At 71.2% G+C, this 22,583-nt stretch carries 25 protein-coding genes and 1 pseudogene; 9 read left to right on the forward strand and 17 right to left on the reverse strand.

Annotation, left to right across the window (positions count from 1 at the left end; all coding sequences use genetic code 11):
• Positions 1-51 precede the first annotated feature (51 nt).
• The 8 genes from MQC88_RS10650 to MQC88_RS10685 all read right to left on the reverse strand — a co-directional run bounded on the left by MQC88_RS10650 (position 52) and on the right by MQC88_RS10685 (position 6,404).
• Positions 52-378: a lipid-A-disaccharide synthase N-terminal domain-containing protein gene (locus MQC88_RS10650; RefSeq protein WP_425491622.1), complete on the reverse strand. Its 327-nt coding sequence runs from the start codon at positions 376-378 to the stop codon at positions 52-54.
• A gap of 44 nt (positions 379-422) precedes the next feature.
• Complete coding sequence (locus MQC88_RS10655) at positions 423-1,166, reverse strand: glycosyltransferase family 2 protein (RefSeq protein WP_243321817.1); 744 nt, start codon at positions 1,164-1,166, stop codon at positions 423-425.
• A complete protein-coding gene (locus MQC88_RS10660) occupies positions 1,163-2,128 on the reverse strand; it encodes an NAD-dependent epimerase/dehydratase family protein (protein ID WP_243321819.1) in 966 nt (321 codons plus the stop codon). Before MQC88_RS10660 ends, MQC88_RS10655 begins: the two co-directional genes overlap by 4 nt.
• Before the next feature lie 29 nt (positions 2,129-2,157).
• Positions 2,158-3,096, reverse strand: a complete 939-nt coding sequence (locus MQC88_RS10665; RefSeq protein ID WP_243321820.1) for a class I SAM-dependent methyltransferase — start codon at positions 3,094-3,096, stop codon at positions 2,158-2,160.
• Between the two features lie 26 nt (positions 3,097-3,122).
• A complete protein-coding gene (locus MQC88_RS10670) occupies positions 3,123-4,055 on the reverse strand; it encodes a ParB/RepB/Spo0J family partition protein (RefSeq protein ID WP_243321822.1) in 933 nt (310 codons plus the stop codon).
• Complete coding sequence (locus tag MQC88_RS10675) at positions 4,052-4,873, reverse strand: ParA family protein (protein WP_243321824.1); 822 nt, start codon at positions 4,871-4,873, stop codon at positions 4,052-4,054. Before MQC88_RS10675 ends, MQC88_RS10670 begins: the two co-directional genes overlap by 4 nt.
• Before the next feature lie 158 nt (positions 4,874-5,031).
• Positions 5,032-5,682 carry a 16S rRNA (guanine(527)-N(7))-methyltransferase RsmG gene (rsmG, locus tag MQC88_RS10680; protein ID WP_243321826.1) on the reverse strand — a complete coding sequence of 217 codons (651 nt, stop codon included), beginning with the start codon at positions 5,680-5,682 and terminating at the stop codon, positions 5,032-5,034.
• Between the two features lie 113 nt (positions 5,683-5,795).
• The gene (locus MQC88_RS10685; protein ID WP_243321828.1) at positions 5,796-6,404 is read right to left on the reverse strand and encodes a 4'-phosphopantetheinyl transferase family protein; all 609 of its coding nucleotides are present in this window, start codon (positions 6,402-6,404) and stop codon (positions 5,796-5,798) included.
• Positions 6,405-6,490: 86 nt separating this feature from the next.
• Between MQC88_RS10685 and MQC88_RS10690 the strand changes: the two genes are divergently transcribed.
• The gene (locus MQC88_RS10690) at positions 6,491-7,870 is read left to right on the forward strand and encodes an AMP-binding protein (RefSeq protein WP_243321830.1); all 1,380 of its coding nucleotides are present in this window, start codon (positions 6,491-6,493) and stop codon (positions 7,868-7,870) included.
• A gap of 130 nt (positions 7,871-8,000) precedes the next feature.
• Positions 8,001-8,267, forward strand: coding sequence for a GlsB/YeaQ/YmgE family stress response membrane protein (locus tag MQC88_RS10695; protein ID WP_243321920.1), 267 nt, complete (start codon positions 8,001-8,003; stop codon positions 8,265-8,267).
• Between the two features lie 96 nt (positions 8,268-8,363).
• Here the strand turns inward: MQC88_RS10695 and xth are convergent, their stop codons facing one another.
• Positions 8,364-9,137 (reverse strand): exodeoxyribonuclease III, encoded by a 774-nt coding sequence (gene xth / locus MQC88_RS10700; protein ID WP_243321832.1) that lies wholly within the window; start codon positions 9,135-9,137, stop codon positions 8,364-8,366.
• An 84-nt stretch (positions 9,138-9,221) separates the two neighbouring features.
• Between xth and ltaE the strand changes: the two genes are divergently transcribed.
• On the forward strand, positions 9,222-10,238 hold the full coding sequence (ltaE, locus tag MQC88_RS10705; protein ID WP_243321834.1) for a low-specificity L-threonine aldolase: 1,017 nt from the start codon (positions 9,222-9,224) through the stop codon (positions 10,236-10,238).
• 6 nt (positions 10,239-10,244) lie between these two features.
• On the opposite strand, the gene MQC88_RS10710 is transcribed toward ltaE, so the two are convergent.
• Positions 10,245-11,666, reverse strand: a complete 1,422-nt coding sequence (locus tag MQC88_RS10710; RefSeq protein WP_243321836.1) for a coniferyl aldehyde dehydrogenase — start codon at positions 11,664-11,666, stop codon at positions 10,245-10,247.
• Positions 11,667-11,715: 49 nt separating this feature from the next.
• Here MQC88_RS10710 and MQC88_RS10715 point away from each other — a divergent pair, with 49 nt between their 5' ends.
• Entirely contained in the window at positions 11,716-12,261 is a 546-nt protein-coding gene (locus MQC88_RS10715) for a gamma carbonic anhydrase family protein (RefSeq protein WP_243321838.1), read from the forward strand.
• A 109-nt stretch (positions 12,262-12,370) separates the two neighbouring features.
• Here MQC88_RS10715 and aroE read toward each other — a convergent pair whose 3' ends face one another.
• The 7 genes and pseudogenes from aroE to MQC88_RS10750 all read right to left on the reverse strand — a co-directional run.
• Complete coding sequence (gene aroE, locus MQC88_RS10720) at positions 12,371-13,201, reverse strand: shikimate dehydrogenase (protein WP_243321840.1); 831 nt, start codon at positions 13,199-13,201, stop codon at positions 12,371-12,373.
• A gap of 164 nt (positions 13,202-13,365) precedes the next feature.
• Complete coding sequence (gene hemB / locus MQC88_RS10725) at positions 13,366-14,358, reverse strand: porphobilinogen synthase (protein WP_243321842.1); 993 nt, start codon at positions 14,356-14,358, stop codon at positions 13,366-13,368.
• Between the two features lie 139 nt (positions 14,359-14,497).
• Positions 14,498-16,096, reverse strand: a complete 1,599-nt coding sequence (locus MQC88_RS13080) for a PA domain-containing protein (protein ID WP_315857096.1) — start codon at positions 16,094-16,096, stop codon at positions 14,498-14,500.
• Positions 16,093-16,437 carry a hypothetical protein gene (locus tag MQC88_RS10735; protein WP_243321844.1) on the reverse strand — a complete coding sequence of 115 codons (345 nt, stop codon included), beginning with the start codon at positions 16,435-16,437 and terminating at the stop codon, positions 16,093-16,095. Before MQC88_RS10735 ends, MQC88_RS13080 begins: the two co-directional genes overlap by 4 nt.
• 234 nt (positions 16,438-16,671) lie before the next feature.
• A complete protein-coding gene (locus MQC88_RS10740) occupies positions 16,672-16,920 on the reverse strand; it encodes a hypothetical protein (RefSeq protein WP_243321846.1) in 249 nt (82 codons plus the stop codon).
• 74 nt (positions 16,921-16,994) lie between these two features.
• Positions 16,995-18,008 (reverse strand): chorismate transformation FkbO/Hyg5 family protein, encoded by a 1,014-nt coding sequence (locus MQC88_RS10745; protein ID WP_243321924.1) that lies wholly within the window; start codon positions 18,006-18,008, stop codon positions 16,995-16,997.
• Positions 18,001-19,393, reverse strand: a pseudogene (locus MQC88_RS10750) (NAD(P)/FAD-dependent oxidoreductase); the annotation flags it as partial. The gene MQC88_RS10745 and the pseudogene MQC88_RS10750, both read right to left, overlap by 8 nt.
• 142 nt (positions 19,394-19,535) lie before the next feature.
• On the opposite strand from MQC88_RS10750, the gene MQC88_RS10755 reads away from it, so the two are divergent.
• The 5 genes from MQC88_RS10755 to MQC88_RS10775 all read left to right on the forward strand — a co-directional run bounded on the left by MQC88_RS10755 (position 19,536) and on the right by MQC88_RS10775 (position 22,501).
• Positions 19,536-19,805, forward strand: a complete 270-nt coding sequence (locus tag MQC88_RS10755) for a phosphopantetheine-binding protein (RefSeq protein ID WP_243321850.1) — start codon at positions 19,536-19,538, stop codon at positions 19,803-19,805.
• Complete coding sequence (locus MQC88_RS10760; RefSeq protein WP_243321852.1) at positions 19,780-20,532, forward strand: ketosynthase; 753 nt, start codon at positions 19,780-19,782, stop codon at positions 20,530-20,532. The genes MQC88_RS10755 and MQC88_RS10760 overlap by 26 nt, the downstream gene beginning before the upstream one ends.
• Before the next feature lie 71 nt (positions 20,533-20,603).
• On the forward strand, positions 20,604-20,879 hold the full coding sequence (locus MQC88_RS10765) for an ApeI family dehydratase (RefSeq protein WP_243321854.1): 276 nt from the start codon (positions 20,604-20,606) through the stop codon (positions 20,877-20,879).
• Positions 20,880-20,916: 37 nt separating this feature from the next.
• Positions 20,917-21,915, forward strand: coding sequence for a lysophospholipid acyltransferase family protein (locus tag MQC88_RS10770; RefSeq protein ID WP_243321856.1), 999 nt, complete (start codon positions 20,917-20,919; stop codon positions 21,913-21,915).
• Positions 21,815-22,501, forward strand: a complete 687-nt coding sequence (locus MQC88_RS10775; protein WP_243321859.1) for a LolA-related protein — start codon at positions 21,815-21,817, stop codon at positions 22,499-22,501. Before MQC88_RS10770 ends, MQC88_RS10775 begins: the two co-directional genes overlap by 101 nt.
• The last annotated feature ends 82 nt before the right edge of the window (positions 22,502-22,583 follow it).

Raw genomic sequence — 22,583 nt, forward strand, 5'->3', positions numbered from 1 at the left:
ACCGCCGCGCGCGGCGAACCTGAACGCGCCTGCGGCCGCCGGCCGGGAGCGCTAGTGCCCGGCGCGATCGCGGTGCCAGCCGCGGTGGCGGATGTCCAGGTACAGGCTGTAGGCGGCGGTGAAGGCCGGGAACAGGTTCTGCACCACGCCGACCGAGTCCTGCTTCTGCGAAAACACGAAGTAGCTCAGGGTCATCACGCTGCCGACCAGGCTCATGTACCAGAACAGTCGCGGGATCACCGGCTTGCCCTGCTTGCGCGAGGCCAGGAACTGCACCAGCCAGCGGCCGCCGAACATCAGCGCCCCGACCAGGCCGATCAGCTTCCATGGCGACAGGTACAGCCCGGTCCATTCCAGCCAGGCGATCGACTCGTTCATGAAGTCGGCCGCGGGGGCCGCGGCCGCGGCCTGCAGCAGCAGGCTCATGGCAGTTCCTCCACTGCGGTGACCTTGCCGCGCCGGATCAGCCAGGCCACCCCGCGCAGGTCGGCGATGCCGACCAGGGCGCGATTGAGATTGTTGTACTTGGACACGCCCGCGGTGCGATGGCGGTGGTTGACCGGCACGCTGACCGTCGCGAATCCCGCGCGCTGCATCAGCGCGGGCAGGTAGCGGTGCATGTGGTTGAAGTGCGGCAACTCCAGGAACGCGGCGCGCTCGAACAGCTTGATGCCGCAGCCGGTGTCGGGGGTGTCGTCGCGCAGCATCCGCGAACGGATCGCGTTGGCCCACTTGCTGGCCCAGCGCTTGCTGCCCGAATCCTGGCGGTTGACGCGCCAGCCGGCGAACAGCTTGACGGTGGCATCGGCCTGGGCGCGTTGCGCGAGCAGTTTCGGGATGTCGGCCGGATCGTTCTGGCCGTCGCCGTCGAGGGTCGCGATCCAGGCGCCGCGGGCGGCCTTGACGCCATTGCGGATCGCGGTGCTCTGGCCGCTCTGCTCGACGTGGTGGATCACGCGCAGTTCCGGCACCTGCGCCTTGAGCCCCTGCAGCGTCGCCAGGGTCGCGTCGCGCGAATGGTCGTCGACGTACACGATCTCGAATCCGTCGGCGCCGAGCAGCGGGTTGCCGCGCAGGGCCGCGACGACCTCGCCGACCAGCGGCGCGACGTTGTCCTGCTCGTTGAACACCGGGACGACGACGGACAGGGCGGGCGTGGCCGTCATGCATTGGCTCCGAAATAGGCGCGGCACCATTGCACCACTTCCGGCATCCCGGCTTCAATCGTGGTTGCCGGTTCGAAGCCGAACGCGGCGCGCGCGCGCGCGGTATCGGCCATGGTCTCGACCATGTCGCCGGGCTGCAGCGGCTGGTAGACCTTCTCGGCCTTCCTGCCGGCGGCCTGCTCGATCACCGCGATGAACCGCTCCAGTTCCACCGGCGCGTGGTTGCCGAGGTTGAAGACCCGATGTGGCGGTTCGTCCGGCGACGGTTGGTCCAGCGCGCCGAGCACGCCGGCCACGATGTCGTCGACGTGGGTGAAGTCGCGGCGCATCGCGCCGTGGTTGAACACCCGGATCGGACGCCCGGCAAGCACCGCACGCGAGAACAGCAGCGGGGCCATGTCCGGCCGCCCCCACGGCCCGTACACGGTGAAGAAGCGCAACCCCGTTGCATGCAGGCCGTACAGGTGGGCGTAGGTGTGCGCCATCAGTTCGTTGGCGGCCTTGGTCGCCGCGTACAGCGAGCGTGGCCGGTCGATGCGCTGGTCCTCGGAAAACGGCGGCACCGCCGAATCGCCGTACACGGAGGACGAACTGGCATAGACGAAATGCGCCACCCCGCGATGCCGGCACAGTTCCAGCAGGTTGACGAAGCCCACCAGGTTGCTGTCGACGTAGGCGTACGGGTTTTCCAGCGAATAGCGCACGCCGGCCTGCGCGGCGAGGTGGATCACGCGTTGCGGCCGGACCTCCTCGAACAACGCCGAAAGGCCATCCCGGTCGACGAGGTCCAGTACACGGATGTCGACGTCCGGGCACAGCGCGGCGACGCGATCACGCTTGAGTTGCGGGTCGTAATAGGCGTTGTAGCTGTCGAGGCCAACCACCGGCTCGCCGCGCGCCTGCAGCGCGCGACAGGCGTAGGTGCCGATGAACCCGGCCGCGCCGGTGACGAGGATCGTCATGGAGTCCGGTCAGAGGGGGAAGCGAAGGATTATTGCACCGGTGCCGCGGCGGCGGCCGTGCGCGGCCCGGCGACCGCCGTGATCGGCAACGAGCAGGCGCTGTCCGGGACGATGCCCCACTGCGGCAGCGGCTGGTCGTGGACCTGGATGTCGCGGAACCCGGCGGCGGCAAGCTGCCGGAGCAGGTCGGGCAGGGCGAAGATCCGCATCTCCAGGGTCGCGCCGTCGCCGCCGTGGAAGCACAGGTTGTCGAATGCCTGCAGGCGGCCGTCGCGGGTCGTGTTCAGCAGGCGGCGGCCGCGGCCTTCGCCCTCGATGCGGAATGCATGCAGTTCCGGGAAGTATTCGCGGGTTTCGCCTTCCGCCGCATAGGGCACGGTGAACGCCAGCACGCCACCGGGCTTGAGCAGCCCGTGCAGGTTGCCGAACGCGGTCGCCACCGGCGGCGCCACGTGCTCGAGCACGTCGGAGCTGATGACGAAGTCGTGGCGGCCGAGGAAATCGCGGTCGGGGTCCTGGATGTCCAGCCGTGGCGCCTGGTGGAAGAAGGTGTTGGTGTAGCCGAGCCTGCGCTGCAGCCACTGCGCGTACACGTGCACGTCGCTCATGCCCAGGCCGGTGCGGCGCCGGTCCCGTCGCAGCGTGCGCAGCGGCCTGACCTCGCCCCACAGCCGCCGCTGCAGCGCCGCGACCAAGGCGCGATGACGCAGGCTGGAGCCGCAGACGCGGCAGGTGGCGGCTTCGCGATCGCCCAGGCGCTCCGGCGCGGCGCTGCCATGGGCGCCGCACAGGTTGCACTGGAACGGCTGCTCCCCGGTCCGCACCAGCGGACGCCACGCGGTGCGTGCCGCGCGCCACGCGAGCCGCTGGTGGTCGATCGCCATCCGTCCCTGCTGGGCGGCCGTACGGGCCCGGCGCAGCAGCCGGCGCACGCCCATGGGCAGCAGGTCGCGGACCGCATTGCGCATGCGGATGTGCGCGGACGACGGCATGGCTAGCGCGCGCCCGGGCGCAGCTTCTCGAGCACGCCTTCGAGCGTGTCCAGGTCCGAATAATGGATCACCAGCCGGCCCTTGCCGGCGCGGCCGTGCAGCACCGCGACCCGGGTGCCGAGGGATTCGGACAATTCGCGCTCCAGCGTGGCGATGTCGGCCTGCGGCTTGGTCTTCGGCGCCTTGGCCTTGCCGTTGCCGGCCGGCAGCTTGCCCGCCGACAACTGCTGCACGCGGTGTTCGACCTCGCGCACCGACCAGCCGTGCTCGGCAGCCTGGCGCGCCAGCGCGATCGCCGCCACCGGTGCCAGCGTCAACAGCGCGCGGGCGTGGCCCATCTCCAGCGCACGGGTCTCCACCAGGGTGCGGATGTCGGCCGGCAGTTCCAGCAGGCGCAGCAGGTTGGAGACCGCCGCGCGCGAGCGGCCGACCGCTTCGGCGGCCTGGGCATGGGTGAGGTCGAACTCGTCGATCAGCCGTTGCAGCGCGGTGGCTTCTTCCAGCGGGTTGAGGTCCTCGCGCTGGATGTTCTCGATCAACGCCATCGCCACCACGGTGCGGTCGTCGACTTCGCGCACCACCGCCGGGATCTCGGCCAGCCCGGCCAGCCGGGTCGCGCGCCAGCGGCGCTCGCCGGCGATGATCTCGTAACGCGGGCCGCCGCCCTTCGACGGCCGGCCCAGGTCGCGGACCACGATCGGCTGGATCACGCCCTGGGCGCGGATCGACTCGGCCAGTTCGGCGAGCTTGGCGTCGTCCATCGTCTTGCGCGGCTGGTACCGGCCCGGCGCCAGCGCGTCCACCGGCAGCGTGCGCAGCGCGTCGCCGGGCGTCGCTTCCAGCACCGGCGCCTGCGCGGCGGCCTTGGGCCCGAGCAGGGCTTCCAGGCCGCGGCCGAGGCCGCGCTTCTTGGCGGCGTTCTTGGCGGTGCTCATGCCGGGGTCCCGGCGGGATCGTTCATGGGTTTGCGTTCCTTCCTGTCCTGTTCGCGTTCGCGCTGGCGTCGCAGCACCTCGCCGGCCAGGCCGAGGTAGGCCACCGCGCCGCGGCTGCCGCGGTCGTATCCGACGATGCTCTGGCCGTGGCTCGGCGCCTCGGCCAGGCGCACGTTGCGCGGCACGATGGTGCGGAACACCTTGTCGCCGAAATGATGGGTCAACTCGGCTGAGACCGCGTTGGCGAGGTTGTTGCGCACGTCGAACATGGTCCGCAGCACGCCTTCGATCTCCAGCTGCGGGTTCAATTTCGCCTTCAGCGCGTCGATCGTGCGCAGCAGCGACGTCAGGCCTTCCAGCGCGTAGTACTCGCACTGCATCGGCACCAGCACGCTGTCGGCGGCGGTCAGCGCGTTGAGCGTGAGCAGCGACAGCGCCGGCGGGCAGTCGACGATGATGAAGTCGTACTTCGCGCGCAGCGGGTCGAGCGCGCGCTTGAGCCGCTGCTCGCGGCCCTCCTCGTCCATCAGTTCGATCTCGGCCGCGGTCAGGTCGGTGTTGCCCGGCAGCAGGTCGAAGCCTTCCGGCGTGGCCACGATCGCGGCGTCGGCGTGTTGTTCTTCCAGCAACACGTCGCAGCTGGAGGCAGCGAGGTCGTGCTTGTCGATGCCGCTGCCCATGGTGGCGTTGCCCTGGGCGTCGAGGTCGACCAGCAGCACGCGCTTGGGCGTGCGCGCCAGCGCCGCGGCCAGGTTGACCGCGGTGGTGGTCTTGCCGACCCCGCCCTTCTGGTTGGCGACAGCGATGATGCGGGCCATGCGGCTCGGCGTGCCTCGTTGGGAGTGGTCCCCGCAGCGCGCGGGCGCGCCGGGGCGGACAGGGATTATGCCGCGCAAGGGAAAGGCGCGCTTGCGGTCGGTCTGCAACGCGCCGCCGCTCGCCGTGCCCGTGCCCCGGGAAAACCTACCTGGCGGTGCTATTCCCGGCCCACCACCACCAGGTGCCGCTCGGCCGCCAGCCCGGGAACCGTGAGCGGGCGCACGTCCTGCAGCCGCCAGCCGGCGGGCAGCGCGGCGATCTCCTGCGACGGCAGCGCGCCCTTCATCGCCAGCAGCACGCCGCCGGGCTTGAGCAGGTGGCCGCCGAGTTCGAGGATCAACGGCAGCGTCGCCAGCGCGCGCGCGGTGATGGCATCGAAGGCCGCGGGCGCGTCCAGGGCTTCGATCCGGGACTCGACCACCCTCGCGTTGGCCAGCGGCAGCGTGCGCACCACTTCGCGCAGGAAGCGCGCCTTCTTGCCGTTGGCTTCGACCAGCGTCACCTGCAGGCCCGGCTTGACGATCGCCAGCGGGATCCCGGGCAGGCCGGCGCCGGTGCCGAGGTCGGCAAGGCTGCCGCCGGCCGCGGCGATTGCATCGACGCTGGCATGCATCGCCAGCGAATCGAGCAGGTGCTTGCCGACCATCTCCCGCGGATCGCGAATCGCGGTCAGGTTGTAGGCGCGGTTCCAGCGCAGCAACAGCCCCAGGTAGGCCAGCAGCGGCACGGCGTGGTCGCGCGCCAGCCCGAGCGCGTCCAGACCCGCGTCGAGTTGGGCATGCACGGCATCGGGCAGGGCGTCGGTCATGGCGGCAATTGTAGGAAGAACCTTGTGGGAGCGGCTTCAGCCGCGAGCTCTTGCTCCTGCTGGCCTGCCGCGGAGGGAAGCTCGCGGCTGAAGCCGCTCCCACAGGACCGCGGCTACTGGCGATCGGCTGCTGGCCGCGGCCACAGCGGGCGCCAGGCCAGGGCCGCGCGGTAGCCCGGGTGCGGCACGAATTCGCGCAGTTGCCATTGGCTGGCGGCGCCGAGCGCGGGGTCGCCGTGGACGAGTCGCAGCACGCCGTCGCGCTCGGCGAACACCAGCCGGTGCAGGCCGAACGCCAGGCCGCGGCCATGCGCCTTCAGCACCGCTTCCTTGGCGCACCACAGGCGCACGAAGGCCGCCGCGCGGGTGCCTTCGTCGACCTGTGCTTCCAGCCATTGCGCCTCGCTGAGGTCGAAGAAGCGCCGCGCCAGGTCGAGGGCCCGTGGTCGCGGGCGCTCGCGTTCCAGGTCGACGCCGACCGTCATCCCGCGGCCGAACGCCAGCAGCAGGCCTTCGCCGCTGTGGCTCCAGCCGACGTCGGCATCCGGCGACAGCGCCAGCCGCGGTCGTCCGTGCAGGTCGCGCAGCAGCGGGATCGCCTGCGGCGCGCATTGCAATTGCGGCGCGAGCCAGCGCCGCGCCGCTTCCTCGGCCGGCGCACCGGGTTGCCACGGCAACCAGTGCCACTGCGGCGCGGCGGGGACGGGGGCGGACAGGGACATGAAGGCGGGGTTTGGCCTGGCGCGAGGTGGCCAGCGTAAAGTAACCGCTGGGGGCGCTGCGGTCGCCACACAACGACAGGGACGCCATGTCGGCAGTCATCGAAGACGGTGCGGGCACGATCGACGCGACGGCGCTGGCCGGGGGCACGGCGGCGCGCACGATTGCGTTCGGCCCCGCCGGCCCGATCGGCCTGCACACCTTCCTGCGCCAGGTGCGCGCGCTCGCAGCCTGGCTGCCCGAGGGCCGCCACGCGATCAACCTGTGCGAGGACCGCTACCGGTTCCTGGTGGCGTTCTGCGCGGTCGCGGTGCGCGGCCAGGTGACGTTGCTGCCGCCCTCGCGCGCGCCGGCGGTGATCGTCGACGAACTGCAGCGCCACGCCGACAGCTATTGTCTGGGCGACGAGGCGCTGGAGCCGCAACCGCCGCGCTACCGACGGTTGCCGGAGTCGTTGCCCGAAAGCGACGGCGCCGCGTTGCAGGTCGATGCGGCGGCACTGGCCGCGATCGGTTTCACCTCCGGCAGCACCGGCGAGCCCGTGCCGAACCCCAAGGCCTGGGCCGGCTTGCGCGCCAGCACCGCGCAGAACCTGGCCGCCTTGCGCGACCTGTGGCCCGCGGACGCAAGCGTGCACCTGGTGGCCACGGTCCCGCCGCAGCACATGTACGGGATGGAACTGTCTGTGTTGCTGCCGCTGCTGGCCGATGTCGCCGTGCACGCGGCGCGGCCGTTCTTCCCGCACGACATCGTCCGCGCCCTGCACGACGCGCCGGCGCCGCGACTGCTGGTGAGCACGCCAGTGCACCTGCGCGCGCTTGTCGAAGCCTGCGCGGCGGATCCGGGCATCGCCTTGCCGCCACTGGCCGGGATCGTGTCGGCGACCGCGCCATTGCCGTCCGAACTCGCCGCCGCCGCGGAAGCGCGCTTCGGCTGCGAGGTACGCGAGCTGTTCGGCTCCACCGAGACCTGCGTGATCGCGCGCCGGCGCAGCGCGCGCGAGCAGGCGTGGACGCCGCTGCCGGGGGTACGCGTGCAGCCGCAACCCGATGGCAGCCTGGTGCACGCGCCGCACCTTCCGGCGCCGGTGGCGCTGGCGGACCTGGTGGAGATCGTCGACGCGCAGGGCCGCTTCGTCCTGCGTGGCCGCAACGCCGACCTGCTCGAGATCGCCGGCAAGCGCGCCTCGCTCGGGGACCTCACCCGCAAGCTGCAGGCGGTGCCGGGGGTGCTCGACGGCGCGGTGTTCCAACTCGAGCCCGGCGCCGGCAACGGGATTGGACGGATCGCCGCGCTGGCGGTCGCGCCGCAGCTGGACGCGCCGGCGATCCTGCAGGCACTGCGCTGCAGCATCGACCCGGTATTCCTGCCGCGCCCGCTCAAGTGCGTGCCGGCGTTGCCGCGCAACGCCACCGGCAAGCTGCCGCGGGCGGCGCTGCTCGCCCTGCTGAACGGCGCAAACGACTGATTCTTCTTGGAAATGCGGCCATCGAACCGCATTCATCCCTGACGCCGCCATCACGCCGGTCTGGACAGACTGGCGCTGCCCCACGAGGGGAGCGGGTCCAGGCATTCACAGTCCAAGGAGAAACAACATGATGGGTCTCATCATTTGGCTGATCGTAGGCGGCATCATCGGTTGGCTGGCCAGCATGATCATGAAAACCGATGGCCAGCAGGGCATCATCCTGAACGTCGTGGTCGGCATCATCGGCGCGCTGATCGGTGGCTGGCTGATCGCACCGCTGATCGGCGGTTCCACCGGCACCGGTGGTTTCGACATCATGGGCTTCATCGCCGCCCTGATCGGCGCGATCATCCTGCTGGCGATCATCAATCTGTTCCGGCGCGGCCGCGTGCGCTGACGCGCACGCCGCGGTAGTCCGCGGCAACGATGAAGGCCCGGTATCGCCGGGCCTTCATTGTTTGCCTTGCGCGTGGCGCCTTCCCGCGCGTTTCCTTCAGTCGCCGACCTGCACCCACGCCGGGGCGTGGTCGCTGGCGCGCTCCCAGGTGCGCGGGGTGCGGTCGATCCCGGCCGCGGCCGTCGCGCCGCGCAGCGCGTCCGACACCAGGGTCAGGTCGATGCGCAGGCCCAGGTTGCGCCGGAACGCCGCCTGCCGGTAGTCCCACCAGCTGAACACCCCGGCATCGGCGTGGTGCAGGCGATAGCCATCGTGCAGGCCGAGGGCGTACAGGCGCTGCAGCGCGGCGCGTTCGTCGCTCGAGGTCAGGATATGGCCGTCGTTCCAGACCGCCGGATCGTGCACGTCGCGGTCGTCGGGGGCGATGTTGAAGTCGCCCAGCACCACCAGCCGCGGGTGCGCGCGCAGTTCCTCCGCCAGCCAGCCGCGCACCGCCTCCAGCCAGCGCAGCTTGTAGGCGTACTTCTCGGTGCCCACGTCCTGGCCGTTGACCACGTACAGGTTGACGATGCGCACGCCGTCCACGGTCGCGGCGATCACGCGCTTCTGCTCGTCGTCGAACCCGGGGATGCCGGCCTGCACCTCCGCGATCGCGCGGTCGCGGGCGAGCAGGGCGACGCCGTTGTAGGTCTTCTGCCCGGCGAACACGCTGCGGTAGCCAAGCCCGGCGAGGACGTCGTCCGGGAACTTGTGGTCCTCCAGCTTGGTTTCCTGCAACCCGACCACGTCCGGGCCGAAGTCGCGCAGCCACTGCGTGAGGTGCGGCAGGCGGACGTTGAGGGAGTTGACGTTCCAGCTGGCGATCTTCATCGGTGATCCCGTGTCGGCGGGCCTTCCCGGGCGGGCCCGGCGTGCCGCGAGTGTAATGCCGTCCACTCGCATTACCATGCACCGATGGACTGGATCGACCTGCGCAGCGACACCGTCACCCGCCCCACCTCCGCGATGCGCGCGGCGATGCTCGACGCGCAGGTCGGCGACGATGTCTACGGCGACGATCCGACCGTCAACGCGCTGCAGGCGCGGCTGGCGGACGAGCTCGGCTTCGCCGCCGGCCTGTTCCTGCCCAGCGGCACCCAGTCGAACCTGGTCGCGCTGATGGCGCACTGCGCGCGCGGCGACGAGTACATCGTCGGCATGGATGCGCATACCTACAAGTACGAAGGCGGCGGCGCGGCGGTGCTGGGCTCGATCCAGCCGCAGCCGATCCCGCAGGCGGACGACGGCACCCTGCCGCTGGACGCGGTCGAACGCGCGATCAAGCCCGACGACCCGCACTTCGCCCGTACCCGGCTGCTGTGCCTGGAAGACACCTGGCACGGGCGGCCGCTGCCGCTGGATTACCTGGCCGCTGCCCGCGCGCTGTGCGACCGCCATGGCCTGGCGCTGCACCTGGATGGCGCGCGCCTGTACAACGCCGCGGTCGCCGGCAAGGTGCCCGCGCGCGACATCACCCGCCATTTCGACAGCGTCTCGGTGTGCCTGTCCAAGGGCCTGGGCGCGCCGGTGGGGTCGGTGCTGGTGGGCAGTGGCGCGCTGGTGGAGGTCGCGCGACGCTGGCGCAAGGTGGTCGGTGGGGGCATGCGCCAGGCCGGGATCCTCGCCGCCGCCGGCCTGCATGCGCTCGACCACCACGTCGCGCGCCTGGCCGACGACCATGCGCGCGCGGCGCGGCTTGCCGATGCGTTGCGCGGCGTGGCGGGCGTCACGGCGGTCGCGCAGCACACCAACATGGTGTTCGTCGAAGTGGCGCGCGAGCGTTTGCCGGCCCTGCGTGCGGGAATGGAGTCGCGGCGGGTGCGGCTGTCGATCGGCGATGCGCCGCAATTGCGGCTGGTGCTGCACCTGGACGTGGATGACGCCGGCGCGCAACGCGTGGTCGACGGGTTCCGCGCGTGGGCGGCCGGCTGAATCGGGCTAGCGCGCCAGCGACCGCACCAGCCGGTCGACCCAGCCGCGGTAGGGCGGCTTGATCCAGTCGCTGGCGGCCAGCCGCGACTGCCGGAAGACCGGCAACTGCTTGCTGAAGGCATCGAAGCCGGCCTTGCCGTGGATCGCGCCCATGCCGCTGGGGCCGATGCCGCCGAAGGGCAGGTCGTGGACGCCGAAATGCACCAGGGTGTCGTTGACGGTGACGCCGCCGGACGAGGTCTGCGCAAGGATGCGCTCGACCGTGGCGCGGTCGCGCGAGAACGGATACAGCGCCAGCGGCCGTGGCTGCGCATTGACCAGCGCCAGCGCCTGGTCGAGCGTGCGGTAGCCCCGGATCGGCAGGATCGGCCCGAAGATCTCCTCGCGCATCAGTGCCGAATCGTCCGGCGGGTCCAGTACCAGGGTCGGAGGCAGCAGGCGTTCGCGCTGCGCGCGCTGCGGATCGATGGTGGCCAGCTCGAGCACGTCGCAACCGCGGGCGCGGGCCTCGTCGAGGTAGCCGTGCAGGCGCGCGAACTGCGCGTCGTTGATGATCCGGGTGTAATCGTCGGCGACGGCGAAATCGCCGTAGCGCGCCGCGACCTGGGCCCGCAGCGCGGCGACGAAGGCATCGCGGCGCGGTGCGTCGATGAGGGCGTAGTCGACGCCGATGCAGGTCTGGCCAGCGTTGAACCACTTGCCGCTGGCGATGCGCGCGGCGGCGCTGTCCAGCGGGAAATCCGGACACACGATCGCCGGCGCCTTGCCCCCCAGTTCCAGCGTCACCGGTGTCAGGTTGGGCGCGGCCGCAGCCATCACCTTGCGGCCGACCGCGGTGGAGCCAGTGAACAGCAGGTGGTCGAACGGCAGCGCGGCGAACGCGGCGCCGACCTCGGGCCCGCCGAGCGCGGTCGCGACGCGATCGCCGGGGAAGACGTCGGCCAGCAGCTCGCGCAACCACAGCGCGGTGCGCGGGGCATGTTCGGACGGCTTGACGTAGGCGTGGTTGCCGGCGGCGATCGCCGAGACCAGCGGTACCAGCGCCAGGTTCACCGGATAGTTCCACGGCGCGATGATGCCGACCACGCCGACCGGCTGCGGCCGCACCTGCGCCCGCGCCGGCCAGAAGCGCCAGCCGACGCCCACCCGCCGCGGCCGTGCCCAGCGGCGCAGGTGGCGCAGCGCGTGGTCGAGCTCGGCGAGCACGATCATCGCCTCGGAAACGAGGTTCTCGTGGGTGGAGCGATGGCCGAAGTCGGCGCGGATCGCGGCGTCCATCGAATCGATCCGCGCGGCGAAGGCGGCCCGCAACCGTTGCAGGTCGCCGCGGCGCTGCTCCAGCCCGGGCCGGCGCGACTGCCAGGCCTCGCGCAGCTGCAGCAGGGTCGGCTGCAGTTCGTCCAGCGGCGTATCGGCGGCGGCATCCATGCCGGCAGTGTAGTCCCGCCGATTGGAGCCCGGGCGCTAGAATCCGCGGATGGATCCACGACCTTATCGCGGCGTATCGCCGACCCTGGGCAAGCGCGTCTACCTCGATCCGGCCGCCACCCTGGTCGGCGATGTCGTGCTCGGCGACGACGTTTCGCTGTGGCCCGGCGTGGTGGTCCGTGGCGACGTCAACTTCATCCGCATCGGCGCGCGGACCAACGTCCAGGACGGCACCGTCATCCACGTCAGCCACGATGGCCCGCACGCGAAGCTCGGCGGCTTCGCCACCGTGATCGGCGAGGACGTCACCATCGGCCACAAGGCGATCGTGCATGCGTGCCGGATCGCGGACGCCTGCCTGGTCGGGATGGGCGCGATCGTGCTGGACGGCGCGGTGGTGGAGAAGCACGGCTTCATCGGCGCCGGCGCGCTGGTGGCGCCGGGCAAGGTCGTGGGCAGCGGCGAGATGTGGCTCGGCAACCCGGCCAGGAAGGTGCGGATGCTCAGTGACGCCGAGATCGAGGCGCTGTACTACAGCGCCGGCCACTACGTGCGGCTGAAGGACGAGTACTTGGCGGCCGCGCCCGCATCGTAGGAGCGGTTCTGTGGGAGCGGCTTCAGCCGCGAGCTTTTGCCCCCGGATCGCTGCTGGAAAGAGCTCGCGGCTGAAGCCGCTCCCACAGGAACCGTTGCCGCAAGGCGGCTCAGTCCGCCGACACCAGCGCGTCCTCGCGCGCGCGCAGCTCGGCATGGATCGCATCGGTGTCCGGGCGCACGCCGTGCCACAGCGCGAAGCTTTCCGCGGCCTGCTCGACCAGCATCCCGAGGCCGTCGACCATGTCGCGCGCGCCCGCCGCGCGCGCCCACGCCAGGAAGCCGACCGCCGCCTCGCCATAGCTGAGGTCGACCGCCGCGGTGCGCGGCCCGGCCAGCGACATCGGCAGGCCCGGGAAGCTTCCATTGCGGGTGGCCGAGGTGGCATTGACGATCAGGTCGAATTCACCCAGCCCCTTGAGGTCGTCCAAGTAGCGCGGATGCACGCGCATGGGTTCGCCCAGCGCGTCGGCCAGCGCATCGGCGCGCTCGGGCGTACGGTTGACGACGAACAGGTCGCCGATGCCGGCATCGAGCAGCGCCGGTGCCACGCCGCGTGCGCCGCCGCCGGCGCCCAGCAGCAGGGTGCGGCGCTTGCGCAGGTCCAGGCGCTGGCGGCCGGTGAGGTCGCGCACCAGGCCGAGGCCATCGGTGTTGTCGCCATGCCAGCCGCCGTCGCCGCGGACCAGGGTGTTGACCACGCCCGCGCGGCGCGCGCGATCGCCCAGGGTGCTGCAGGCCGCGGCGGCGCGCTGCTTGTGCGGCAGGGTGACGTTGGCGCCGGCGCCGTCGAACGCGGCCAGCGCGGCGTCGAAGTCCTCGGCGTCGATCGCGTCGTAGCGCATGTCGATCCCGGCCTGGCGCGCGAATGCCGCATGGATGCGCGGCGACAGCGAATGCGCGACCGGATGGCCGATCAGGGCGTATCGGGAAGCGGTCATGTCGGGTCTCTGCGGAGGAGGGTGATGGTCCCGCGGATGCGCCGCCGGCGCGGCGCGCACGCGTGCTGGATCGAGTGTACTCGTCGCCCGTCAAGCGCAGGTGCCGGGGCGCCGCCTTGGCAGGCAGCGGCCGCCGCCGCCAGGGATACGCGGGTGCCCCGGGGCTACCGCGCCTCGCGTAGCCAGCGCGCCGCGTCCAGCGCGAAATAGGTCAGCACGCCGTCGGCGCCGGCGCGCTTGATCCCGGTCAGCGCCTCGAGCACGCAGCTGCGTTCGTCGAGCCAGCCATTGCCGATCGCGGCCCGCAGCATCGCGTACTCGCCGCTGACCTGGTAGACGAAGGTCGGCGCGCCGAACGCGTCCTTGACCCGGCGCACGATGTCCAGGTACGGCATCCCCGGCTTCACCATCACCATGTCGGCGCCTTCCTCGAGGTCGAGCGCGACTTCGCGCAGGGCTTCGTCGGCGTTGGCCGGGTCCATCTGGTAGGTGTACTTGTTGCCCTTGCCAAGCGCGCCCGACGACCCGACCGCATCACGGAACGGGCCATAGAAGCTGGAGGCGTACTTGGCGCTGTAGGCGAGGATCCGGGTGTGGATGTGGCCGTCGAGCTCGAGCGCGGCGCGGATCGCGCCGATGCGCCCGTCCATCATGTCGCTGGGCGCGACCACGTCGGCGCCCGCGCGCGCATGCGACAGCGCCTGTTTCACCAGCACCTCGACGGTTTCGTCGTTGATGACGTAGCCATCGTCGTCGACCAGTCCGTCCTGGCCGTGGCTCGTGTAAGGATCCAGCGCCACGTCCGTGATCACGCCCAGGTCCGGGAAGCGCTGCTTGAGCGCGCGCACCGCGCGCTGGCACAGGCCGTTGTCGTCGAAGGCGGCGGCGGCATCCAGCGACTTGGCTTCCGGCGCGGTGACCGGGAACAGCGCCAGCGCGGGCACCCGCAGTTCGCTGGCCTGTTCGGCGACCTTCAGCAGCTCGTCGATCGAAACGCGTTCGATCCCGGGCATCGAGGGTACCGCCGCGCGGCCGGCTGGCTCGTGGACGAACACCGGGTAGATCAGGTCGTCGGTGGTCAACACGGTCTCGCGCATCAACCGCCGCGAGAACTCGTCGCGGCGCATCCGCCGCGGTCGGATGTATGGATGGCTCATGGCGCCATTCTACGCTCGCCGCCGCAAGCGCCGGGACGCGATCGCCGCGGCGCGGGCGTCGACCGGAGAAGGATCGCCGCCCCAAAAGGATCGGCGCCTTGCGGCGCCGATCTTCTTGCGTTTCCGCCAGTTGCCGCAGCTACTGCTTGCTCGGCTTCCCGACCTTGATGGCGCAGGACATCATCCTGAGCGCCTGACGGCCGGTCAGCAGGCCACTGGCGCGCATCCGGTTCTTGTAAGCAGCCATGCACGCCACATAGGCGCCGCGCCTGGGGGCCTTGCTCAGGCACAGCTTGCTGGTCGCCTCGACGTTGGCGCCGATGATGATGCCTGCGTCGTCGACGACATCGATGCCGGTGTCGCAACCTTCGATCGTGGCGTCGCCGCCGTTGAGCGTCCAGCCCGTGTCCTGCAGCAGGTTGGGCGTGATGTCCAGGTTGACCGCGGCGAACAGCGAGTCGTTGATGGCAGGCTCCATCAGCGCGTTGGGTGCCAGCGCGGTGTCGTAGTGTGAACCGGACGATCCGCCCTGGACCGGGTCGGGCATGTACAGCCGCGGCCGGCCGTCATCGTCGGCACCCTGCAACTCGCTGGGGTCGATCACGAAGCCGACCGTCACGCCGGGCAACACCGCCTTCATCGAATTGCCCAATGCCTGGGTGATGCGGATCGCCGGGATGGTGATGGACGGATCGGTGCCGCCCAGGCCCGGCGGCGGGTTGCCCGGAACGTTGTCGGCGACCAGCAGGCCCGTGGCGCCGGCGTTCTGCGCGTTGAGCGCCTTGATGGTGAAGTTGCAGGTGCCGCGGTCGAGCAGGGCGATGTTGCCTGCGATCGCGGTGGCGTTGGTCAACGGCTCGCAACCGTCGTTGCTGGCGCCGACGTCGTCAGTGCCCAGCACGACCGATCCGCCGAAATTGTCCGGGGAGATCACCGGACCGAAGCTGGCGGTGCCATAGGCGTAGTCGCCAGCGATCGATCCCGGAGCGGTCACGCGGAAACTCGTGCGCGGATCAAGGATCAAGCCGGCGCCCGCGGTGGCGCTGGCGCCGGTGAACACGACGTTGCCATAGTTGAGCGCGGAGGCCTGGCGCTCGGGGACCGTCATCTGCGGCCAGAACTTGCCCGCGGTATTGTCGTAGGTGTAGAGGGAGTAGATGTCCTGCAGCCCGCCGGCGAACTCGCCGGTTGCTTCATTTTCGGCATTGGCGAAGCCCAGGCCGTGGCCGAACTCGTGCATCACCACGTCGAGGAAGTTGATCTGCCCTGCCGGGGTGTTGTTGTCCAGGCCGTAGTAGAAGGTGAAGTCGGAGCTGAACTGCGAGTTGATGTCGACGTAGCCCGGCACCAGGTCTTCCCCGGACAGCGCGTCGCCCAGCGCGGAAAAATAGATCGTGTCCGGATACGCGGCGCCCGGGAAGTTGTAGACGTAATACGTCGTGCCGGCCGAGCCGAGCACGTCGGGGCCGAGCGGATTGAATTGCGCGCCCACGTAGATCGGCACGCTGCTGGTCAGCACCGAACCCCACAAGTCCGCGGCGAACTGCGCGACGATCATGCGCTGTTCGCCGAGCGTGGTGCCGGGATTGCCACCTACCGGCGCCACCGGCGTCGGGTCGTTGTAGCCTTCGCCCGGGTCGTCGAAGACGACTGGGACGACATCCGCCGCGCGGGCGACGGTGGCGCCGAACAACGCCATCGAAACGGCGACGGCCAAGGCAAGCATGGGCTTGTTCATTTGGTCTGCTCCTCGCGAAGTGCGGAGGCCGGCGCATCGTTTGAGGTCTCGACCTGGTACGGGCTGCCCTGCGGGTCGCGCTGCACCGTCAGGTGGTTCCACAATTCGGTCGGGGCGCGCATCGCGCCGCCGCCGGCGGCCAGTCGCACCTTGGTCGCGTTCGCCTGCGCGATGGTCCTGGGCTGCGAGGCGCTGAACTGCTTGTGGTTGCGCTTGATGTTTTCCATTGCCGCCTTGCGTTGCTGGGGCGTCTGCGACGGCTTCGCCGCCTGCGCGACCGATGCGGCGCCGGCGACCGCGAGACCTGCGACCAGCCAGAGCGCTCTTGCCTTGTGATTCATGGGGATTCCCTCCGAGGTGCGACACGGGGTTGGCTGCCGTGCACCGGCAGCGCGCGTGGTTTCGTGAAGCGGACGCCGGTCGCAAGTACGGGGGAGCGACGGGCATCGCCAGTCTGCACATGCGAATGGGCAAATCAATCGTGCGCTGCAGCAGGCTGCGGCTTCATCGTTTTCGGCCCGGCGCCGGTGGCCGGATTGCGCGCGGACCTGCGTTTTGCAGCGCGCTCGGCGGTCTCAGATCACGCCGCCGCCCAGGCTCAGGCGGGCGATGCCGACCAGGATCACGATGCCGTTGAGTACCAGCCCGGCCTTGGCGCGGCCGCGCTTGCCGCTGCCGGTGACGGCGATCCCGATCGCGGCGATCACCGCGCCGATCGCCGCGAACGGGATCAGGAACCAGTTGCCCCATCCCAGCAGCGGGATCAGCGCAACCACCATCCACAGCATCGCGACGATGCCCCACAGCAGGCTGATCAGTCCCATCTTCGTGCTCCGGCGATTGGCGTGGCGGTTGCCGCCATGGTGGCGACGCCGGGGCGGCGCGGCAAGGGGCAGCGTCAGGCGCCGTGCACGCCGTCGATCTCCACGCACAGGTCGCGCCGGCAGATCGCGGCATGCAGCAGGAAGTGCGGCACGCGCCCGCCGAAGCGCGCCTGCAACGCCGCGGCCACCGTCGCCAGGTCGTCGCGGTCGCGCACGTACACCTTCAGCCGGGTGCCGGCGCCGAACTGCGGCGGCAACGCCGGCTGCCGCTGGCGCGCCGCGCCGAGCAGGGCATCGAAGTTGGCGAAGGTTTCCTCCAGCTGCGCCAGCAACGCGCCGGCGTGCTGGGTCGCATGGCCGACCACGCTGGCGGTGCCCGACAGCAGCAGCGGCATCGCATCGGCGGTCGGTGGCAGCATCGCGCGGGCGAAACTCGGCGGCTGCGGGCCGTAGGTGCGCGGATAGCGGTAGGCGCTGAGCTGGCGCGGATTCTCCACCGGGCGGCCGGGGGCGGCGGCCGACAGCCAGTAGATCTGCAGCACGCGGGCGTCGTCGCAGCGCCCGATCGCGGTTGCCGCCGGCAGCAGCGACGGATCGAACGTGCCCAGCCCGCGGGCGCGGCCGACGCAGAACTGGCGGTAGCGCTCGGCGTCGCCGTCGCCCAGGGTGATGGCGTCGAGGTAGTTCCAGATCCGCAGCAGGTGCGGGGTGGCGCTGTCGCGCAGGAATCCGGTCAGGCGCGCGTAGGCGTGCGCGGCGGCGCCGCTGATGCCGCCGTCGTCGGCATGGGCGCCTTCGTCGACCTCGATCACGCCGAACGACAGCGTACCGTCGCTGGCCCAGGCGATCTCGCCGTCGCGGCCGCTGGCGACCGGCCTGCCGGTGCGCCAGACCTCGTACGGTGCGATGCCGTCGTGCGGTTGCAGCGGCACGTGCAGGTAGCGCGGATCCTCGAGCCGCTGCGGCGCGGCGTCGCCGAAGCCGAACACGGCGAGCACGTCGGCGCCGGCGAGCAGCGGGCACGGCGTGTCGGCGGCGACGTAGTCGACCGCCAGCCTCGGCGCCAGCGTCCCCGGCAGCGGTTGCATCACGCTCACGGATTGCCCGCCTGCAGCGTATCGCCGGAAAACCCGGCAGCGGCCTGGCGCCGGCGCCGCCACCAGCCGCGCAACGCCGACGGCGCCAGCCCCAGCGCGGTCAGCGCATACACCAGGCGGAACAGGCGCAGCTTGCGCAGCACCACGGCATTGTCGAACACGTCGCCGGCCAGCATGGAGATCACCGCCGATTCCAGTTGCCAGCGGTTGCTCGGGTGGGCGAACAGGTGCTCCATCACCGGCGTGTTGAAGCGGTGGATGAACCAGGAGAAGTGCTTCAGCCCGCGGCGCAGGCGCGCGTCCATCGCGCGCTGCAAGGCGGGTTCCCGCGCCGGCTCGCGCAGTGCGCCGTCGACCACGTCCGCCGCCTGTTCGGCGCTGTTCATGCCCAGGTACACGCCCGAGGAAAACACCGGGTCGATGAAGGCGAAGGCATCGCCGACCATCACCCAGCCCGGGCCGTGCATGCGAGAGCAGGCGTAGGAGTAATTGCCGGTCACGTGCACCGGCGCCACCCGTTGCGCAGCCGCCATCCGCGCCCACACCGACGGCGTGGCGCGCAGCGTCTGCATCAGGAAGCTTTCATTGTCGCCGCGGCGCTGCTTCAGGTAGTCCGGCCAGCACACGGCTCCGATGCTCATGACGTCGCCCGGCAGCGGGATCAGCCAGATCCAGCCATGCTCGAAGCGCTCGACGGTGATGTTGCCGGCGTCGGCGCCCTCGCGCCGGGCGACGCCGCTGAAGTGGCTGAAGATCGCCGCCGACTGGTGCTGGCTGCTCTTGCGCTTGAGCCGGAGCCGGTTGCCGAGGAAGGTGTCGCGGCCGCTGGCATCGACCACGTAGCGCGGGCGGAACGCCAGCGCCGCGCCGTCGGCGGCGCGCGCGTGCACGGCCTGCGGGCGGCCGTCGTCGCCGAACTCGACCCGTTCCACCGCCACGCGTTGTCTTGCATCCACGCCGCAGGCCAGCGCGTGCTCGAACAGGAGCTGGTCGAAATCCTCGCGCCGCACCTGGTAGGCGTGGCCGAACTGCGGCTCGATCGCGCGCTCGAAGCGGAACACGTTGGTGCTGCCGGCATCGTCCTGCAGCGGGAAGTCGGCGCCGGGCTTGAACACGCCGATCGCGTGCACCTGTTCCAGCACGCCCAGCCGCGCCAGGATCGGCAGGTTCATCGGCAACAGCGACTCGCCGATGTGGAAGCGCGGGTGCGCGGCCTTCTCCAGCAGCACCACGCTCCAGCCGCGGCGCGCCAGCAGCGTGGCCGCGGTGCTGCCGGCCGGGCCGCCGCCGATGACCAGCACGTCCACCGGCGTGGGGGCCGCGGCGACCGCATCCGTGGCGGCGGTGGCGTGGGTCGCGGCGGGGTCTGCGGTCATCATCCTGAATGTCGAGGCGGGCGGCGAGTGCGCATGATAGCGGGCGCCGATGATCGCGGCCGGACGCGCCGCGCCGCCATCGGCCCGCCGCCGGCCCGCCGGACTGGTTTAACCTGTCGGCCTTCGCCCGATGGATGCGCCGATGTCCCCGCAAACCGATGCCGAACTCGAACTGGCGCAACTGCTGGTCGAAAGCCTCAACCTGGAAGATGTCGCCGCCGACGCGATCGACCCGGAGGCGCCGCTGTTCAACGCCGGGCTTGGCCTGGACTCGATCGACGCGCTGGAACTGGCGCTGGCGATCAGCAAGCGCTACGGCTTCCAGTTGCGCTCGGACAACGACGAGAACCGCCGCATCTTCGCCTCGCTGCGCGCGCTGTCGGCGCATGTCCAGCAGCACAAGGCCGCCTGACCCCGGCAGGTTGCCGGCGTGCCCCGGCAACCGGCACGACGCGTTGCTGGCCTCGCTGCGACTGGCGCTGGCGCTGGCGTACCCGCTGCTCGCGCATGCCGCCAGCGCGCACCAGCACGCTGGCCTGGCGGCGATCGCGCTGGCCGACATCGTCGTGATCGTGCTGCTGGGGCCGTTGCTGCAAGGGCGCGCCCGCGCCTGGGCGCTGCTGTCGGCATGCGCCCTGGCGCTGTGGTGGCTGGCCGGCACGCGCCACGCGCTGCTGCCGTTGCTGCTGGTGCCGGTGGCGTTCGTCGCGCTGGTGGCGTGGGCGTTCGCGCGCACGCTGCGCGCCGGGCAGGTGCCGCTGATCGGGCGCATCGTCGCCGCGCTGGACGGCATCGCATACCCGGCGCTGGCGCCGGAACTGCGCGGCTACACGCGGTCGCTGACGCTGGCCTGGGCGCTGCTGCTGGCGCTGCTGGCGCTGTGCAACCTGGCGCTGGCGCTGCTCGCGGTGCCTGGTGGCCTGCTGGCGCGGAGCGGCGTCGCCGTGCCGTTGTCGGTGAGCCAGGCGCAGTGGTCCTGGTTCGCCAACATCTCCGACTACGGCATCGTCGGCGGCTTCATGCTGCTCGAGTACGCGTACCGCACGCGCCGCTTCCCGGGCCGCTATCGCAGCTTCCTGGATTTCCTGCGCGCGCTGGCGCGGCTGGGGCCGGGCTTCTGGCGTGGCCTGCTGCGCTGAGCCCGCTGGGCGCGCTTGCGATGCCGCGTTGCGCCGCTCATGCTTGCCGGCCGACAGGGGGCGCTTGCACGATGCAATTCTCGATTCCATCCGGGCATCCAAGCCTGCCGGGTCATTTTCCCGGGCGTCCGATCGTGCCCGGGGTGCTGTTGCTAGAACGCGTGCTCGAGGCGATCGAGGCGACCCACGGCCCGCTCGGCGCGCTGCGCCTGCCGCAGGTGAAATTCGCGCAGCCGCTGCTGCCGGGCGAGCAGGCGCGGATCGAACTGGCGGGCGATGCGCCGCGCTGGCGCTTCCGCGTGTGCCGGGGCGACGCGTTGCTGGCCAGCGGCGAGGTCTGCCTGTGAGCGAGCGCGCTTCGGGTCGCGACATGGGCGCGCAGCCGTGAGCGGGCAATGGAAGCAGCGCCCGGAAGGCGGCGGCTGGTTTGCGATCTGGCTGATCCGCAGCATCGGCCGATACGGCGGCCGCGCCGTGGCGCGCGTGCTGCTGTATCCGATCACGCTGTACTTCCTGGTCCGGCGCGGGCCGGAGCGTCGCGCCTCGCGCAGCTACCTCGCGCGCGTGCTGCAGCGGCGGGCCAGCCTGCTCGACGTTGCCCGCCACATCCACACCTTCGCCGCGACCATCCTCGACCGCGTGTTCCTGCTGTCGGGGCAACTGCGCCGCTTCGACGTCGGCATCCAGGGCCTGGCCGACCTGCACGCCTACCTCGACGCCGGGCGCGGGGTGCTGCTGTTCGGCTCGCACCTGGGCAGCTTCGAGGTGTTGCGGGTGCTGTCGCGCGAACGACCCGACGTCACCGTGCGCGTGGTGCTGGACAAGGGCCACAACCCGGCGATGACGCAACTGCTCGACGCCCTCAATCCCGACATCGCCGCGACCGTGATCGATGCGGCGCAGGACGGCCCGGCGATCGTGCTGGCAATCCAGCAGGCGATCGACGCCGGGCACATGGTGGCGCTGCTGGTCGATCGCGCCGGCCCCGGCGAAGCGGCGCAGCTGGCGCCGTTCCTCGGCCGCGAGGCGGCGTTCCCGAGCGCGCCGTGGCTGATCGCGGCGGTGCTGGGGGCGCCGGTGCTGCTGGCGTTCGGGCTCTACCGCGGCGGCAACCGCTACGACCTGGTGTTCGAGCCGTTCAGCGACGGCGAGCGCGTGCCGCGGGCCCAACGCGGTCCGCGGATGACCGCGCTCATCCGGGGTTACGCCACGCGGCTGGAACATCATGCCCGGCAAGCCCCGTACAACTGGTTCAACTTCTATGACTTCTGGGAACACTCCGATGACGGCAGCCACGCCGACCCCACGCCTGCGCAATTGGTCGCCGGCCCTGCTGCTGCTGGCGCTGGCATGGAGCGGCGCGGCCTGGTCCGTCGCGCCTGAGCCGGCGCCGGCGGTCGATGCCGGCTGGATCCTGGCGAAGCTGGCGCGCCCGCTGCCCAGCCGCACCGGTTTCGTCGAGTTGCGCGATTCGAAGCTGTTGCAGGAACCGCTGCGGATCGCCGGTGAATACCGGCGCCCCGACGCGGACACGCTGGTGCGCGAGGTGCGCGCGCCGTACGCGGAGACGACGACGATCCGCGCCGGCGAAGTCAGCATCGCCCGCAGCGGCAAGGCGACGCGCCGCTTCTCCCTGTCGCGCGCACCGGAGCTGGCGGGGCTGCAGGCGAGCTTCGGCGCATTGCTGGCGGGCGACCGCAAGCGCCTGGAACAGCACTACACGCTGGCCAGCGAAGGCAGCCGCGAGCGCTGGACCCTGGTGTTGACGCCCAAGGATGCGGCGATGGCGGAGAAGGTGCGCGCGATCGCCCTGTACGGCCGTGGCGCCGAACTGCGCTGCATCGAGACACGCCCGGCCGCCGACGGCGGCCAGGCCCAGCGCACGCTGCTGGCCGGCGCCGCGCGCGAAGCCGGCGATGTCGCCAGCGCCACCGCGCTGGCGGCGTTGTGCCACGCAGCGCAAGGCTGATACCCGCCTGTTGCGTGGCTGCGCGGCGGGCGCCCCGGGCCGCCGGCACTCGCTTGCAGGCGCAGTGGATGAGACCCTCGCA

It is taken from the genome of Cognatiluteimonas sedimenti (assembly GCF_022808325.1).
Lineage (GTDB): Bacteria > Pseudomonadota > Gammaproteobacteria > Xanthomonadales > Xanthomonadaceae > Cognatiluteimonas > Cognatiluteimonas sedimenti.